Source organism: Gymnodinialimonas sp. (assembly GCF_059726805.1).
Map to the genome: position 1 here is coordinate 3,841,474 of NZ_AP041059.1, position 15,420 is coordinate 3,856,893.

The 15,420-nt window shown below is 63.5% G+C and carries 15 protein-coding genes; 1 reads left to right on the forward strand and 14 read right to left on the reverse strand.

What is annotated here, in order from left to right:
• Positions 1-367: 367 nt before the first annotated feature.
• The 6 genes from AC6I9R_RS18725 to AC6I9R_RS18750 all read right to left on the reverse strand — a co-directional run bounded on the left by AC6I9R_RS18725 (position 368) and on the right by AC6I9R_RS18750 (position 7,528).
• Positions 368-1,924 (reverse strand): Ppx/GppA family phosphatase, encoded by a 1,557-nt coding sequence (locus AC6I9R_RS18725; RefSeq protein WP_461428969.1) that lies wholly within the window; start codon positions 1,922-1,924, stop codon positions 368-370.
• Between the two features lie 69 nt (positions 1,925-1,993).
• Complete coding sequence (locus AC6I9R_RS18730; RefSeq protein WP_461428970.1) at positions 1,994-4,168, reverse strand: RNA degradosome polyphosphate kinase; 2,175 nt, start codon at positions 4,166-4,168, stop codon at positions 1,994-1,996.
• A gap of 28 nt (positions 4,169-4,196) precedes the next feature.
• Positions 4,197-4,898 carry a P-loop NTPase family protein gene (locus AC6I9R_RS18735; protein ID WP_461428971.1) on the reverse strand — a complete coding sequence of 234 codons (702 nt, stop codon included), beginning with the start codon at positions 4,896-4,898 and terminating at the stop codon, positions 4,197-4,199.
• Positions 4,898-5,992: an AI-2E family transporter gene (locus AC6I9R_RS18740; protein ID WP_461428972.1), complete on the reverse strand. Its 1,095-nt coding sequence runs from the start codon at positions 5,990-5,992 to the stop codon at positions 4,898-4,900. The genes AC6I9R_RS18735 and AC6I9R_RS18740 overlap by 1 nt, the downstream gene beginning before the upstream one ends.
• 163 nt (positions 5,993-6,155) lie before the next feature.
• The gene (locus tag AC6I9R_RS18745; RefSeq protein WP_497862999.1) at positions 6,156-6,872 is read right to left on the reverse strand and encodes an alpha/beta fold hydrolase; all 717 of its coding nucleotides are present in this window, start codon (positions 6,870-6,872) and stop codon (positions 6,156-6,158) included.
• A 56-nt stretch (positions 6,873-6,928) separates the two neighbouring features.
• Positions 6,929-7,528, reverse strand: coding sequence for a 2-hydroxychromene-2-carboxylate isomerase (locus AC6I9R_RS18750; RefSeq protein WP_461428974.1), 600 nt, complete (start codon positions 7,526-7,528; stop codon positions 6,929-6,931).
• A 132-nt stretch (positions 7,529-7,660) separates the two neighbouring features.
• Between AC6I9R_RS18750 and AC6I9R_RS18755 the strand changes: the two genes are divergently transcribed.
• Positions 7,661-8,689 carry a ribose-phosphate pyrophosphokinase gene (locus AC6I9R_RS18755; protein ID WP_461428975.1) on the forward strand — a complete coding sequence of 343 codons (1,029 nt, stop codon included), beginning with the start codon at positions 7,661-7,663 and terminating at the stop codon, positions 8,687-8,689.
• Here AC6I9R_RS18755 and AC6I9R_RS18760 read toward each other — a convergent pair.
• From AC6I9R_RS18760 to AC6I9R_RS18795, 8 genes are all read right to left on the reverse strand, one after another.
• Positions 8,686-9,246, reverse strand: coding sequence for a hypothetical protein (locus AC6I9R_RS18760; protein WP_461428976.1), 561 nt, complete (start codon positions 9,244-9,246; stop codon positions 8,686-8,688). The genes AC6I9R_RS18755 and AC6I9R_RS18760 overlap by 4 nt on opposite strands.
• Before the next feature lie 83 nt (positions 9,247-9,329).
• On the reverse strand, positions 9,330-9,680 hold the full coding sequence (locus tag AC6I9R_RS18765) for an H-type lectin domain-containing protein (protein ID WP_461428977.1): 351 nt from the start codon (positions 9,678-9,680) through the stop codon (positions 9,330-9,332).
• 148 nt (positions 9,681-9,828) lie between these two features.
• Positions 9,829-10,227 carry a F0F1 ATP synthase subunit epsilon gene (locus AC6I9R_RS18770; protein ID WP_461428978.1) on the reverse strand — a complete coding sequence of 133 codons (399 nt, stop codon included), beginning with the start codon at positions 10,225-10,227 and terminating at the stop codon, positions 9,829-9,831.
• 88 nt (positions 10,228-10,315) lie between these two features.
• The gene (gene atpD, locus AC6I9R_RS18775) at positions 10,316-11,740 is read right to left on the reverse strand and encodes a F0F1 ATP synthase subunit beta (RefSeq protein ID WP_461428979.1); all 1,425 of its coding nucleotides are present in this window, start codon (positions 11,738-11,740) and stop codon (positions 10,316-10,318) included.
• A 38-nt stretch (positions 11,741-11,778) separates the two neighbouring features.
• Positions 11,779-12,024, reverse strand: a complete 246-nt coding sequence (locus tag AC6I9R_RS18780; RefSeq protein WP_461428980.1) for a hypothetical protein — start codon at positions 12,022-12,024, stop codon at positions 11,779-11,781.
• Between the two features lie 4 nt (positions 12,025-12,028).
• Positions 12,029-12,904 carry a F0F1 ATP synthase subunit gamma gene (locus tag AC6I9R_RS18785; RefSeq protein ID WP_461428981.1) on the reverse strand — a complete coding sequence of 292 codons (876 nt, stop codon included), beginning with the start codon at positions 12,902-12,904 and terminating at the stop codon, positions 12,029-12,031.
• Between the two features lie 12 nt (positions 12,905-12,916).
• A complete protein-coding gene (gene atpA, locus AC6I9R_RS18790; RefSeq protein ID WP_461428982.1) occupies positions 12,917-14,455 on the reverse strand; it encodes a F0F1 ATP synthase subunit alpha in 1,539 nt (512 codons plus the stop codon).
• Complete coding sequence (locus AC6I9R_RS18795; protein WP_461428983.1) at positions 14,455-15,015, reverse strand: F0F1 ATP synthase subunit delta; 561 nt, start codon at positions 15,013-15,015, stop codon at positions 14,455-14,457. The genes atpA and AC6I9R_RS18795 overlap by 1 nt, the downstream gene beginning before the upstream one ends.
• Positions 15,016-15,420 lie beyond the last annotated feature (405 nt).

Genomic DNA, 15,420 nt, shown 5'->3' on the forward strand with positions numbered 1-15,420 from the left:
TGAGATCACGCTATCGGCATCTGTGGCGGCAAAACATGGGGGCATTCCCTACCTTTGCCGCGCCGGATCACACCTGCCCCAAAAAAAGACGGCCCCCCGAAGGGGGCCGCAAAAGGCAGTGAACAAGGGAGGGGTCGGTGCAGCGGGACAAGGGACAAAGCCCGCCGCACCTTGGGGACGTTTCGCGCTAGAACACGGCCGCAGAGACGGGGGCAGCTACCATGACCGAGAACACCACGAGGATCAGCAGGACGGCTGAGCAGGCGATGGCGTTCAGGGCGGTCATGGGTGTCTCTCCGGGCTTGTCGCTCTGTTGCGATGACCCATACCTAGGCCATCCAGGCGGCCCGCGCGATGGAGGGAATCCCTACCCCTTCCGCCCTTTCGTCAGACCCTTCACGATCGGCTCTACCCCCATGGCGCTGGCCAGCGCGTTGAAACGCGCGGCGGCGACCTCGCCAAAAAGGCTCCGCCCCGCGTCAGAGGTCAGCGTCAGGATCAACTCCTTGCGCTGCGGGCGATACTTCAGCCGCCCGTGATCGACGGGGTTGGCAGTGGCGAACATGGCGCCAAAGCGCATGGCGCGGCCCAGGTTCTCGGCCTCTTGCACGCGGGCCTCTGACAGCAGGTCCAACAGACCCGCATCAAAGCCTGTGCCCGCGCGGTTGGACTTGTAGCGGTGCAACAGCGCCAGCCCGAGGTAAATCCGCTCGCCATGGGTCAACCCGCCCAGGTTGGCGCGGGTGGCGTTATCAAAACAGACCTCGGCGCGGTAATCGGGATGGGCGCGCCAGCTGACGTCGTGCAGCAGGCAGGCGGCGCGCACCAGGCGCTTCTTCTCGGGCCGCGCGCCCGCAAACAGCGGTTCCACAAACCGGTAAAGCGCGCGCCCAAATCCGGGCTGCCGGGCGGAGGAGGCCTCCGCATGGCGCGCCGCTTCGATCAGCGGATCGCGGTGGCGCAAGGCCGGGGACATCTGGTCGTAAAGCAGCCCCTCGCGGATCCCGTAGCTGGAGATCGCGACCTCGCGCGGCTTCACCTGCCGGACCAGCTCTTTCAGAACCAGGGAGGCGATGGGCACCAGCCGCATCCGCTCGGCCGAGGTTCCGGTCTCGGACCGCAACGCCTCAGGGTCGACGGTAGCGATGTGTTTGATCGTGTTCATGATCGCCTTGGGCGTCATGCGATATTCATGCAGCACCCGCAGCGGGTAGTCGCGGCGCACCATGTCGACGCGGGCAATCGCCCGCCACGAGCCGCCAACCAGGAACAGCCGTTTGGGCTTGGTGGGAAACTCCGCCACCAAGGCTTCCACGCGCTCCTTGATGTGCTTGCGCATGGCCTTCTTGCCGCCCTTGATCCCCATCAGCTTCAGAGGCCCCAGGTCCGACGTGCGCCGCGCGCCGACGACACCGTCGCCCATCAGTTCGGCCAGCTCCATCGACGATCCGCCGATGTCACAGATCAACCCCTCCGCCCCGGGCCACCCCAGCAACACGCCTTGGGCCGACAGCCGCGCCTCTTCCGCGCCGTCAAGGATGCGGATCTCCAGACCTGTTTGTTGCAGAACATCGGCCCGGAATTCCGGGCCATCCTCGGCGTCGCGCACCGCTGCCGTGGCCACCGTCAGCAAGGGCTTTACGCCCATCTCCCGCGACAACACCTCAAACCGCTTCAACGCGGCCAGCGCGCGCGCGCGGCCTTCTACGTTCAAGCGCCCAGTCTCGGCAAATCCCGCGCCCAATCCGCAGAGGATCTTTTCGTTGAAATAATACGCCGGAGAGCGTGCTGCGCCGTCAAAGACCACGAACCGGACCGAGTTCGATCCGATGTCGATCACGCCTACCCGCGCCAGCGACCGCGCCTCGGGGCCGTTGAACAGCGGCAGGCCAAAGGGGCCGAAATCGGGGTCATGGTCGTTCATCGGCAGGCCCCTGATGGTAGTCGATTTGGCAGGCAACGCTTTAGGTTTGACACGGGCGCGCCGCCCCGGTCAATCATCGCTGTGGGTCAGCTCCGGCACATCCTTGGCGCCCGCGCTACCACGCCCGGACAGCGACGGGTTTTCCATGAAAAACCTGTGGCAGTTGAACGGGTTGTCGATCTCGCTCAGGTCCGGGCGCTGGAAGGTGCCGTCGGACTGCAAAACCCAGCTTTGCGCCACATCGGCCAGGTTCGCGGCCATGATCTGGCTCACTATCTGCGCCTTCACCGTGGGGTTGGTACATTCGACCAGCGTTTCCACCCGGCGGTTCAGGTTGCGGCCCATCCAATCGGCGGAACTGATGTAGACCCGTGCCTTCTTGGCGGGCAACCCGTGGCCGTTGCCGAAACATACGATGCGTGAATGCTCCAGAAAACGGCCGACGATGGACTTCACCCGGATGGTGTCGGACAGGCCCTTGATGCCCGGCCGCAACCCGCAAATGCCCCGGATCACCAGGTCAATCTGCACGCCCGCCTGGGACGCTTCATACAGAGCGTCGATCACATCCGGCTCGATCAGCGAATTCATCTTCGCCCAGATCATCGCGGGCTTGCCCGCGCGCGCGTGTTCCGCCTCGGCTTTGATGCCCTCAATCAGGGTCTTCTTCATCATCAGGGGCGAGATGGAGAGGTTTTCCAACACCTCCGGCTCCGCATATCCGCCGATATAGTTGAACACCTTGGTGGCATCGCGCCCGAGCGCTGCGTCATTGGTGAAAAGGCTCAGGTCCGTGTAAATCCGCGCGGTAATGGGATGGTAGTTGCCGGTGCCATAGTGCGTATAGGTCACCAGCTTGTCGCCCTCCCGCCGGACGACGGTGCTGATCTTGGCGTGGGTTTTGTAGTTGATGAAGCCGTAGACAACATGCGCGCCGGAGCGTTCCAGCTTGCGCGATTGGCGGATATTGGCGGCCTCGTCAAAGCGTGCTTTCAGCTCCACCAGGGCGGTGACGGATTTGCCGTTTTCGGCGGCCTCGCACAGCGCCTCCACGATCGGGGACTCATTGGACGTCCGGTAGAGCGTCTGCCGGATCGCCACCACATTGGGATCGCGCGCGGCCTGGGCCAGGAAGCGGATCACCATATCGAAGGTCTCATAGGGGTGGTGCAGCAGCATGTCCTTTTGGGAGATCGCGTTGAACATGTCGCCGTCATGGTCCTGCACCCGTTCAGGCACGCGCGGCGTGAAACTGCGCCACAGAAGGTCAGGCCGGTCATCGCGAACCAGCTCTTTCAGGGAGACAAGGCCCACCATGCCGCGCACCTCCACCACCTCATCGCCGGTGACGTGCAATTCTTCGATGATCTCAGCGGCCAGTTTGTCGGGTGCGTCGGCGCTGATTTGCAGGCGCACGACTTCGCCGCGGCGGCGGCGCTTCAGGGCGGTCTCAAACTCCCGCACCAGGTCTTCGGCTTCTTCCTCCACCTCCAGGTCACTGTCGCGCAGCACGCGGAACATGCACGATCCGGTCAGCTTGTAGCCGGGAAACAGCTCTGTAATGTTAAGCAGCAGCAGTTCTTCCAGCGGCAGAAAGCGCACGGTGCCTGCCTCTGCGGGTAGGGAGACGAAGCGGTCGATTTGCCCCGGGATCGGCAAGAGCGCCTGCAAGACGCGCCCGTCGCGGTCGCGCTTGAGCTGCACGGCCAGCGCGATGCCCTCGTTCGGGATGAAGGGGAAGGGATGCGCCGGGTCGATGGCCAGCGGCGACAGGACCGGGAAGACCTGGGACAGGAACACGTCGGACAGGTGCTTGATGTCGGCCTTGCTCAGGTCGTCGCGGGTGACGACGGTGATCCCCTCTGCCTCCAGCTCGGCGCGGACATCGACCCAGGCGGCTTGCTGTTGCATCATCAGCGCGCGGGCGTCGGCGTTGATCAGCTTGAGCTGTTCGGCGGGGGAGCGGCCATCGGCGGCGGGGGTCAGGTTGCCCTCCTGGGCCAGCTCCCGCAGGCCCGCGACGCGGACGGTATAGAACTCATCGAGGTTGCCCGCCGAGATCGAGATGAAGCGCACCCGTTCCAGAAGCGGCACACGGGGGTTCACCGCTTCCTCCAGCACGCGCCAGTTGAAGGCCAGCCAGCTAAGCTCGCGGTTGAAGAAGCGGGCGGGGCCGGTGACCTCCTCCTCGGGCAGATCGACCGGGGCGGGACAGGGGGCGTTGAGGAAATCTGCAAAACTCATAGGGTTGGCCTAGCTGCAAGATGTGGCGTCACGATGACGGATCATAGCTTTGCTGCGCAAGGGCCGCTTTGACATGGGCCAAGGTAGGTTTGCGCTTTTCGCTGAGCGCCAGGGCATCGACGCGGGCGATGAAGGCATCAGCGGCCTGGAAGGAGCGTTCCAGCCGCGGGGCGGCGTAGGTCAGCATCTTGGGCTTGAGCGGCAGTTTGCGGTCAACGGCGCGTTTCATCATGACCGCCATCAGCAGCGCGTCGTCCGGCGCGTCCAGTTTGGCGAGGCCCGCCTGCGCCATGCGGCTGGCCAGATCCGGCAGCCCGATGCCCCAACGGGACGGCGGCGCCTTGGCGGTGATCAGGAGCGGCGCGCCGCGGTGGGCCAGGGCGTTGTGCAGGTGAAACAACCCCTCCTCCCTATCGCCCCTTTGGGGCGAACGGTCCTCGCAGATTTTGTCTGCGTCCTCCACCACCAGGGCGGGCGCCTCAGATAGGGTTTCGAGCTGTGCGGTGATATCGAGGGCCGCCACGATCTGCGCGCCGGTCGCCGCCGCCCAGACATGGGCGAGGTGGGTCTTGCCGGAGCCCGAGGGGCCGCAAAGCACTAGCTTGGCCGAGGGCCAGTCTTCCCAGTCGTCGATCTGCGCCACGGCGGCGGCATTGGCGTTGGAGACGTAGAAATCATCCCGCCCCATCGCGGGGCGGAGGGGCAGGTCCAGGGTCAGTTGCTGCGCCATCAGTCTTGCGCGTCGCCCGACACGTCATTCGTGGCGTCCTGGGCCGCGACGCCCTGATAGAGCAGACCGCCCTGATATTGCTCGACGAAGTAGCGCACCAGCACGCCGATCACGGCGGCAACCGGGACGGCGACCAGCATGCCGACGAAGCCAAAGACGGTGCCAAAGGCCGACAGCGCAAAGATCAGCCAGACCGGGTGCAGCCCGACGGAGGACCCGACAAGCTTGGGCGTCAGCACGTTGCCCTCAGCCACTTGTCCGGCCTGGAAGATCAATGCCACGATCACGATGCTCCACCAATCGCCCCAGAACTGGAACAGCGCGAGCCCAATGGCCAGCGCGCCGCCCACCAGGGCGCCGACGTAGGGGATGAAGGTCAAGAGCCCCGCGATCAGGCCCACCACGAGGCCGAATTGCAGGCCCACGATCATCAGCGCCACCGCGTAAAACGTCCCCAGGATCAGACAGACGGTGCCCTGGCCGCGCACGAAGCTGGCCAGCGTCCGGTCGATCTGGTGGGCGAGCTTGCGGATGACGGGGGCATGGTCGCGGGGCAGGAGCTGATCGATGCGGGCGACCATGCGGTCCCAGTCCAGCAGCATGTAGAAGGCGACGACCGGGGCGACGACCAGAAAGACGATGACATTGACCACGCCCGCAGCCGAGCTGAGCACCGTCTGCAACAGCTCGGCCCCGCGCGATTGGATGGTTGCGCCTAGATTGGCGAGGCTTTCCTGCACCGGAGAGCCCTCGTCGAAAGCGTCCGGGAACCGCTCCAACAGGAACACGCGCAGGTTCTCGAAGATGCCGGGGGCGGCCTCGATCAGGCCAGAGGTCTGCTGGATCAACACCGGAATGACCATGAAGGCAAAGATCACGACCACCAGGATCAACATGACGAATATGAGCGAGGTCGCCACGGCCCGCGAACAGCCCAAACGCTCCAGCCGGTCGGCGACGGGATCAAGGAAATAGGCAATCGCCCCGCCGACGATGAAGGGCATGATCACACTGCCCAGGACCCACAGCAGGAGCAGAAAGACCGCCGCCGCCAGGGACCAATAAAGCGCTTGTTGCCGTGCAGGCAGGGCCATGAAGATGCCTTTCGTGTTGCCCTCAATAGATGCGGTACTGGGCGGCGCTGTGCAAGAGGGGCGCTGGGGTCAGGGGCAGGCCAAACCTGTGGACCGCCTGCGCCCTGGGGCCTCTGGCGGTCCAGAAGATGAGTTTTTTGGGCAAGATGAAAGGGAGGCAGTGTCAGAGCTGGTCCAGAAACCCCAGGATCGCGCGGGCGGTTGCGGCAGGATGGGTGAGCGGCGCCATATGGGCGGCACCGTCCAGAACCTGGGCCTGGCTGTTGGGGATGTCTGAACTGAGGCGGGCGATGATCTCGGGGATGACCGGCGGCGACAGGGCGCCGTGGAGCAGCAGGGTTGGCGTGGGCAGTTGCGGCAAACGTGGCAGGATCCGGGCGCGGTCGTCCAGAAGCGCGGGCTCTGTCGCGGCGGGGATCCAGATGCGGTCGGTGATATAGGCCTGGCGCGCGGGCGGCATCCCGTCAAAGGGCTCCGCGCCCCAAAGGCCCAGAAAACACCGCGCGGCGCGGGCTCTGTCCCCTTCGGCAAGCGCCTGGGGGACGCCCGCCACATAGGCATCATGGGCGGCGCGGCCGGGGCCATGGGCGGCGCAGAACAGAACCGGTTCGATCAGGGTAAGGCTTTTGACCCGCTCTGGCTGATCGAGCGCCAGGCGCAGGGCGATCGTGGCGCCAAAAGAATGGCCGATCAGATGCATGCCAGGGGTAAGGTGGCGCGCCGCCGCCTCTGTGGCCTGATCGTGGAAATCACGGGTCGGGTCAAAGGCGTGACCGTCACCGTGGGCCAGAAGATCAGGCGCCACCAGGGTCAGCCGCCCGCGCAAATGCCGCGCCAAACTGGCCCAAGCACCGCCATTTGCCAAGGTGCAGTGGAGCATCAGGGCCGCTTCCGCCCCGGGTTCTTCGGGGGCTTCCGGGCCCCAATGCTTGACGCTCACAGCTTGCCGGACAGAAACAGATCCAGATCCTCGACCCGGTCCTGCCCCCAGAAATGCTCGGACCCGTCGACGATGTAGAACGGCGCGCCGAAGGCGCCTGCGGTCTCGGCGTCTTCCAGGTTGCGGGCATATTCCTCGGCACCCGCCAACATGCCGCTGTTGACCAGGTCTCCGTCGAAGCCCGCGCCCTCCAGCGCTTCGCGGATCACGTCATCCTCGGCGATATTGCGCTCTTCCGCCCAGACGGCGCGCGTGATGCCGTGAACCAAGGCGCCCAGATCACCGCCACCGGCCTTTTGGGCCGCGATCAGCGCATAGGACGAGGGCGCGGGATTGGTCGGAAAGAACATCGGTTGCACGTTGATGGGCAGGCCCTGCTTGGCCGCTTGACGACGCAGTTCCTGCAGCCGGTAGGCCTGGCGGCTGGGGTGGCGCTGGCCCGGGGGCAGACCTCCGGTTCGGCCAAAGAGCGCTACGGTATCCAGCGGCTTGTAGGTGATCGTGGCGCCATGGCGAGCCGCCACGGCCTCCATCCGGGTGGCCGCCAGGTAAACGTTGGGCGAACTGGTCGAGAGATAGTAGTCGATATGTGCCATGGCGGCCCCTTCTGGCGATGCGTGCCCATTTGGGCTTTCCCGGACCGTGGGCTGAGTGTTAGGGGGTGTCAACTGCACTGGGGTGGCCGCGTGGGGACGGGCCTTTGCCCCGCATCTCGGGGACTAGACGTCATGCCTGCACAAGATCCGAAACTCATTTCCGGTAACGCGAACAAGGGCTTGGCCGACGCCATCGCGCGCCGCATGTCGATGCACCGGGGCCTGAAAGTGGGCCTTGTCGACGCCCGGGTGGAGCGTTTCAACGACGGTGAGATTTTTGTCGAGGTCTATGAGAACGTCCGCGGTGAGGACATGTTCATCATCCAGCCGACGTCCAAGCCCGCCAACGACAACCTGATGGAGCTTTTGGTGATGGCCGACGCGCTGCGCCGATCCTCGGCCAGCCGCGTGACCGCCGTGATCCCCTATTTCGGCTATGCCCGCCAGGACCGTAGGACCAAGGCGCGCACGCCGATCACCGCCAAGCTGGTCGCCAACATGATCGCCTCCGGCGGGATCGAGCGGGTTCTGACGATGGATCTGCACGCGGCCCAGATCCAGGGTTTCTTCGACATGCCCGTGGACAACCTCTATGCCTCGCCGATCTTTGCGTTGGACATCCTGCACCAGTTCGATGGCGACATGAGTGACGTGATGGTCGTCTCGCCCGACGTGGGCGGCGTGGCCCGCGCGCGCGAGTTGGCGACCCGCATCGGTGTGCCGCTGTCGATCGTGGACAAGCGCCGCGAGAAGGCGGGCGAGGTCTCGGACATGACCGTGATCGGCGACGTGACGGGCAAGAAATGCGTGATCATCGACGACATCGTCGATACCGCCGGAACGCTCTGCAAGGCCGCTGAGGTCCTGACCGAGGCGGGCGCGACAGAGGTCCATTCCTACATCACCCACGGGGTGATGTCCGGCCCGGCGGTGGAACGGGTGAGCAATTCGGCGATGAAATCCCTAGTGATCACCGACACGATCGAGGCCACCGAGGCGGTCGCAAACTGTCCGCAGATCCGCGTCGTGCCCACCGCGCCGATGTTCGCCCAGTCGATCCTGAACATCTGGCACGGCACCTCGGTGTCGTCGCTGTTTGATACTGCGTCCCTGGTGCCGATCTACGAAAGCTCTTATCCCAACGGCATGTGGGGGCGTTAAACCCGCCGCGATAGGGCAAAAACGCTCAGGAAAATCAGCTGCCAGCCGACGTAGAGCGTGGCCAGCCCCGGCACCTCCAGCGCCGCATCGCCGCTGAACGTGAAACCTACCCCCATGGCCCAGAGCGTCGGCAGCGCCGTCGCCAGGCCAATCGTGCCCCAAGGCTGCGCGAACGGCCCAAAGAAGGCGAAGGGCACTGCCAGGATCAAGGCGCCCACCGGGCTGCCCGCTGCGTAGGGCCATAGGAAGCTGGCCTCGGCATTGTTGTATGACAATGCGGCCACATAGACCGCCGCCGCGATCCCCAGCATCGACATTACCAAGAAAGCCGCGCCCGCCAGGGGACGCACCCGCATCCGCCACAGAGCCACCGCGCCGCCGCAGAGGCCGAAGGCGAGGCCCGCAGACAGGGCGAAGGGGACCAGAAGACCGGGGAGGTCGCCAAGATCCAGCGTTTCAATCACCTCCCCGATGGGCTCCAGCGTGAAAGCCGAGAAGGCACCTGACAAAAGGGTGGCAGCAATGGTGATAAGCAACGTCAGTCGAGTCTCGGACATCGGGTGTTTCCTCGGATTACATCCAGAAACATGAACGTCATTCATTTTTGAACGCCGTTCAATAGTGACCTGACGTCAGCCCCCTACCCGACGTCCCAGGCGTCCTCGTCGGGCACTTCGCCAATTGCCATCCAATCGGCCCGGATCCGCGCCACACGGCTGTCGCCCCAGGTGCGGAACACCAGCTTGCAACCGGTGCGCGTAATCTTCTCGGCCCGCAGGTCAGCGCGCTGGTTGGTATCACCGCCGGTATCCCACATCGAGATCGAGACATGGACCATCGGCGGCTCAAGATACGCCTCCCCAAACTCAACCTGCGTCACCGCCTCACGCGGCCCATCGCCGGACCACATCGGCCCGTTGTTGGCAAAGTCCGAGAACATGACGCTCGACCCTTGGTCGACAGCGATAAGGTTGTTTTTAAAGCGTTTCATTGCACTTACGTCGTTACCCGCGCAGTGTTTACGCCGAATTCTAAAGAAATGCTGAACAAAAAGTGCGCAAGGTCACGTTTTTTGGGCATCTGATACAAAAACGCCCCCGGCGGTGGAGCCGGGGGCGCTTGGTCAGGTCTGGCGCGCCTTAGCGGCCGACAATCGCGTCGAGGGTCGAGGTCAGATCGGCGTGGTACTTGGCCGCCACATCCACCGCGCTGCCCGTCGCGGAAGACACCCGCGCCTCGGAGGCCGAGATCAGCTCTTCCACCATCGAGGCTTCGACTTCTTCGATCGGCAGCGCCATTTCGGCCAGGATCGTGGCCGAGGGGCCCGCGATATCGGCGAAACCACCGGTGACGAAGTAGGATTTCTCCCCCTCCGCGCCCGACACTTTCAACACGCCGGGGCGCAGGGTTGTGATCATCGGCGAATGGTCTGCCATTGCCGTCAAATCACCGTCCGCGCCGGGGATCTGCACCTCGGTCACTTCCATGGACGCCAGGCGGCGCTCGGGAGAGACGAGATCGAATTGCATGGTTGCCATATCATGGCTCCTTACCTGCGGTGATGGTGGGTTCCACCCACCCTACGGGCACAGCGCCTCTCGTAGGGTGGGTGAAACCCACCGATCGTTATGCGGCTTCTGCAGCCATCTTTTCGGCCTTGGCGATCACTTCGTCGATGCCGCCGACCATGTAGAAGGCGCCCTCGGGCAGGTGATCGTATTCGCCAGCCACAACCGCCTTGAAGGACGAAATCGTGTCTTCCAGCTGCACCTGAACGCCGTCAGAGCCGGTGAAGACCTTCGCCACGTCGAACGGCTGGGACAGGAAGCGCTGGATCTTCCGGGCGCGGGCCACGGTCAGCTTGTCCTCTTCCGACAACTCGTCCATGCCCAGAATGGCGATGATGTCCTGCAGCGACTTGTAGCGCTGAAGGATCCCCTGGACGTCACGGGCGACCTGGTAGTGCTCATCGCCCACAATCGTCGGGTCCATCAGACGCGAGGTGGAATCGAGCGGGTCCACAGCCGGGTAAATCCCCAGCTCGGAGATGGCGCGCGACAGAACCGTCGTGGCGTCGAGGTGCGCAAAGGTCGTGGCAGGCGCCGGGTCGGTCAGGTCGTCCGCAGGCACGTAAACGGCCTGAATGGACGTGATCGAGCCACGCTTGGTGGACGTAATCCGCTCCTGCATGGTGCCCATGTCGGTGGCCAGCGTCGGCTGGTAACCCACGGCAGAGGGGATACGACCCAGAAGCGCCGAAACCTCGGAACCGGCCTGGGTGAAGCGGAAGATGTTGTCGATGAAGAACAACACGTCCGCGCCCGTCGCATCACGGAACTGCTCGGCCAGGGTCAGGCCGGACAGGGCGATCCGCATCCGCGCACCGGGAGGCTCGTTCATCTGGCCGTAAACCAGGGCGATCTTCGACTCCGACAGGTTGTCGGGAACAATAACGCCGGATTCGATCATCTCGTGGTAAAGGTCGTTGCCCTCCCGGGTCCGTTCGCCCACACCGGCGAACACGGACACACCCGAGTGCACCTTCGCGATGTTGTTGATCAGCTCCATGATCAGAACCGTCTTGCCCACACCGGCACCGCCGAAGAGGCCAATCTTACCGCCCTTGGAATAGGGCGCCAGCAGGTCCACAACCTTGATACCGGTCACGAGGATTTCCGCCTCGGTCGACTGGTCGGAGAATTCCGGCGCGTCCTGGTGGATGCCGCGACGCTCTTCCGCCTCAACCGGGCCGCCTTCGTCCACGGGCTCGCCCACGACGTTCAGGATACGACCCAGGGTGCCGGGACCGACGGGAACCGTGATCGGGCCGTCGGTGTCAGTCACCTCTTGGCCGCGAACGAGGCCTTCCGAGGAATCCATGGCGATGGTCCGCACGGTGCCTTCGCCCAGGTGCTGAGCCACTTCTAGGACCAGACGCTTACCGTCGTTGGTGGTTTCCAGGGCGTTCAGAATCTCCGGCAGGTGATCGTTGAACTGCACGTCAACGACAGCGCCGATGACCTGCGTGATTTTACCGACTGCATTAGCCATGTGTCGTGTCTCCGGTTTATGGGCCTGTCGCCCGTCTTTCACTGTGCGGCGGTATCGTTCAAGTCGAGCCGCCGCTCTATGCGTTCAATTCGGTCATCCATGCGATCCATGCGACCGTTCAACTGACCCATCTGGGTCTGAAGCTGGCCAATCTGGACCTCGACGTTGGACATCCGAACCTTTGTGTCTCGCACGTCTTCCTTGATCGTCGCGACATCACCTTGAATGCGTTTCAGCAATTCAAAGGTCATGATCGCCAGATCGGAAGGGTCGTGCTCTGCCATTGCTCTATAGCGCCTCCGCGCCCGAGATAATTTCGATCAGCTCGCTGGTGATGACGGCCTGACGCGAGCGGTTGTACTCGATGGTCAGCCGCTCGATCATGTCGCCTGCGTTCCGGGTGGCGTTGTCCATGGCGGACATCCGCGCCCCTTGTTCAGACGCGCCGTTCTCCAGCAGAGCGGTGAAGATCTGTGTGGCGATGCCGCGGGGAAGAAGGTCTTCCAACACGGCTTCTTCCGAAGGCTCGTATTCGTAAAGCGTGGCCGCTTCCGCTTCCTCGGACTCTTCGAACTGCGCGGGGATGATCTGGGTTGCCGTCGGCACCTGAGAGATCACCGACACGAAGCGGTTGTAGAAGATCGTGGCGACGTCGAATTCATCGGCGTCAAAGCGGTTGAGGATATCGGTCGCGATGTCGGCGGCGTTGGCATAGCCAAGGCGTTTGACCTCGGACAGATCGACATGGCCGACCATCATGTCGGCATAGTCGCGCTTGATCTGCTCACGGCCCTTTTTGCCGACGGTCAGGATCTTGATCGTCTTGCCAGCGGCCAGAAGCTCGGCCGCATGGGCGCGGGCCTTGCGCACGATGGTCGAGTTGAAGCCCCCGCAAAGGCCGCGCTCGGCCGTCATGACGACCAGCAAGTGCACCTGATCCTTGCCGTTGCCCGCCAGAAGACGCGGCGCGCCTTCCGCGTTGCCAACAGCCGATGCGAGGCCACTCATCACGGCCTCCATCTTTTCCGCATAGGGACGCGCCATCTCCGCCGCTTCCTGCGCCCGGCGCAGCTTCGCGGCGGCGACCATTTGCATCGCCTTGGTGATCTTGCGGGTCGATTTGACCGACGCGATCCGGTTTTTTAGGTCCTTGAGATTGGGCATGCCAAATCTCCCTTACGCGAAATCGGCGGCGAATTCTTCGATAGCAGCCTTCAGTTTGTCGGCGGCATCACCCTTGATCTTGGGATCTTCGTTGGTGATCCAATCCAGAACGTCCGACTTGTTGGCGCGCATGTGGTTCAGAAGACCTTCCTCGAAGCGGCCCACGTCACCCACAGGCAGCTTGTCCAGGAAGCCGTTGGTACCCGCAAAGATCATCGTGACAATCTCGGCGTTGGTCAGCGGCGAATACTGGGGCTGTTTCATCATTTCGGTCAGACGGGCACCACGGGCCAGCAACTGCTGGGTGGAGGCGTCGAGGTCCGAGCCGAACTGAGCGAACGCGGCCATCTCACGGTACTGGGCGAGCGACAGCTTCACCGGGCCTGCGACCGAGGACATCGCCTTGGTTTGCGCCGAAGAACCCACACGCGACACCGACAGACCGGTGTTCACAGCGGGGCGGATGCCCTGGAAGAACAGTTCCGTTTCGAGGAAGATCTGACCGTCGGTGATGGAGATCACGTTGGTCGGGATAAACGCCGACACGTCGCCGCCCTGGGTCTCGATGACGGGCAGCGCCGTCAAGGAGCCGCCGCCATTGTCCTCGTTCAACTTCGAGGAGCGCTCCAGCAGGCGGGAGTGCAGGTAGAAAACGTCGCCAGGATAGGCTTCACGGCCCGGCGGGCGACGCAGAAGCAGGGACATCTGGCGGTAAGACACGGCCTGCTTGGACAGGTCATCGTACACGATCAGCGCGTGGCGGCCGTTGTCGCGGAAGAACTCCGCCATGGCGGTCGCCGCATAGGGTGCCAGGAACTGCATCGGCGCGGGGTCGGAGGCGGTGGCGGCCACGACGGTCGTGTATTCAATCGCACCCGTCTCTTCCAGCTTCTTCACCAGCTGCGCCACGGTGGAACGCTTCTGGCCGACGGCCACGTAGATGCAATAGAGCTTCTTGCTCTCATCATCGCCCGCGGCATCGTTGTACGACTTCTGGTTCAGGATGGTGTCCAGCGCCACGGCGGTCTTACCCGTCTGACGGTCGCCAATGATCAGCTCTCGCTGGCCACGGCCAACGGGGATCATCGCGTCAATGGCTTTCAGGCCCGTCGCCATCGGCTCGTGCACCGACTTGCGCGGGATAATGCCGGGTGCCTTGCTGTCCGCGATCCGACGCTCGGACGCGTTGATCGGGCCCTTGCCGTCCAGCGGGTTGCCCAGACCGTCCACAACACGCCCCAGCATCTCGTTGCCCGCAGGCACGTCCACGATGGAGTTCGTGCGCTTGACCGTGTCGCCTTCTTTAATGTCCCGGTCAGAGCCGAAGATCACGACACCCACGTTGTCGGCTTCCAGGTTCAGGGCCATGCCCTGAATGCCGCCGGGGAATTCGACCATCTCACCGGCCTGCACGTTGTCGAGGCCGTAGACGCGGGCAATACCGTCGCCCACGGACAGAACCCGACCAACCTCTGCCACCTGGGCGTCCTGCCCAAAGCTCTTGATCTGGTCTTTGAGGATCTGAGAAATCTCAGCTGCTTGGATAGCCATTATCCGACCTCTTTCATGGTATTCTGGAGTGCGTTCAGCTTGGAGCGGACCGACGTATCGATCATCTTCGAGCCAATTTTTACAACAAGACCGCCGATGATGCTCTCATCCACGGTCTCTTTCACGTTCACGGTCTTGCCGACCTGCTCTTTGAGCGATTTCGTCAGCTTGTCCAATTGGGTCTTCGTCAGCGCCTTGGCCGAGGTCACTTCGGCGGTCACTTCGCCCTTGTGATCGGCAATGCGCGCGCGCAGCTCGGACAGCAGCGCAGGCAGCACGAACAGGCGGCGCTTGTCGGCCATCAGGCGCAGCGTGTTGCCGGTCATCGCTTGCAGCTTCATCGCGTCCGCGACACCGCCGATGGCGGCAGATGCCTCATCGCGGCCATAGATCGGCGAATGGATCAAGTCGCGCAGGTCTGCGCTTTCCGCCAGTGCCGCATCCAGCGCGTCTACGTCTTTTTCCAATGCAGGAAGCGCCTTGGCCTCCTCGGCCAGTTCAAACATCGCGGTCGCGTAGCGCGCGGCGATGCCGGTCGAGATTGAAGCAGATTCGCTCACATCAACCCTTTCAGTTGCACGACTTGTGTTGGAGCAGCCGATATGCCGTTCCAATGTGTCGTGTCAGAGCGGCCCACGTCCGCCCGTTCCCCGGTAAATCGAGCGCGGTGTAGCAGAGGGTTTGGAATGCTGCAACCATCCTCAATCGCCGCCGCTCTGGTTGAAATTCACGTAATTTCAGAGGGTTACAGAGTTTTTTCTGCGATGCGGCGGTTTGCCCCCGATTTTTGAGACCTTAATCCGTGCGATTCTTGGGCTCAGCAGGGCTCGTACCTCTCATTTTCGCACAGAGTCATGCTCGATACGCCGCGACAGCGCGAATGTGCGGCCTCATGCCATTCGCCAAGATCTCGGGCCAGTAGCATGGCAGCCAATGTTGTCACGTAGGGCAGCCCCCGGTCGCCG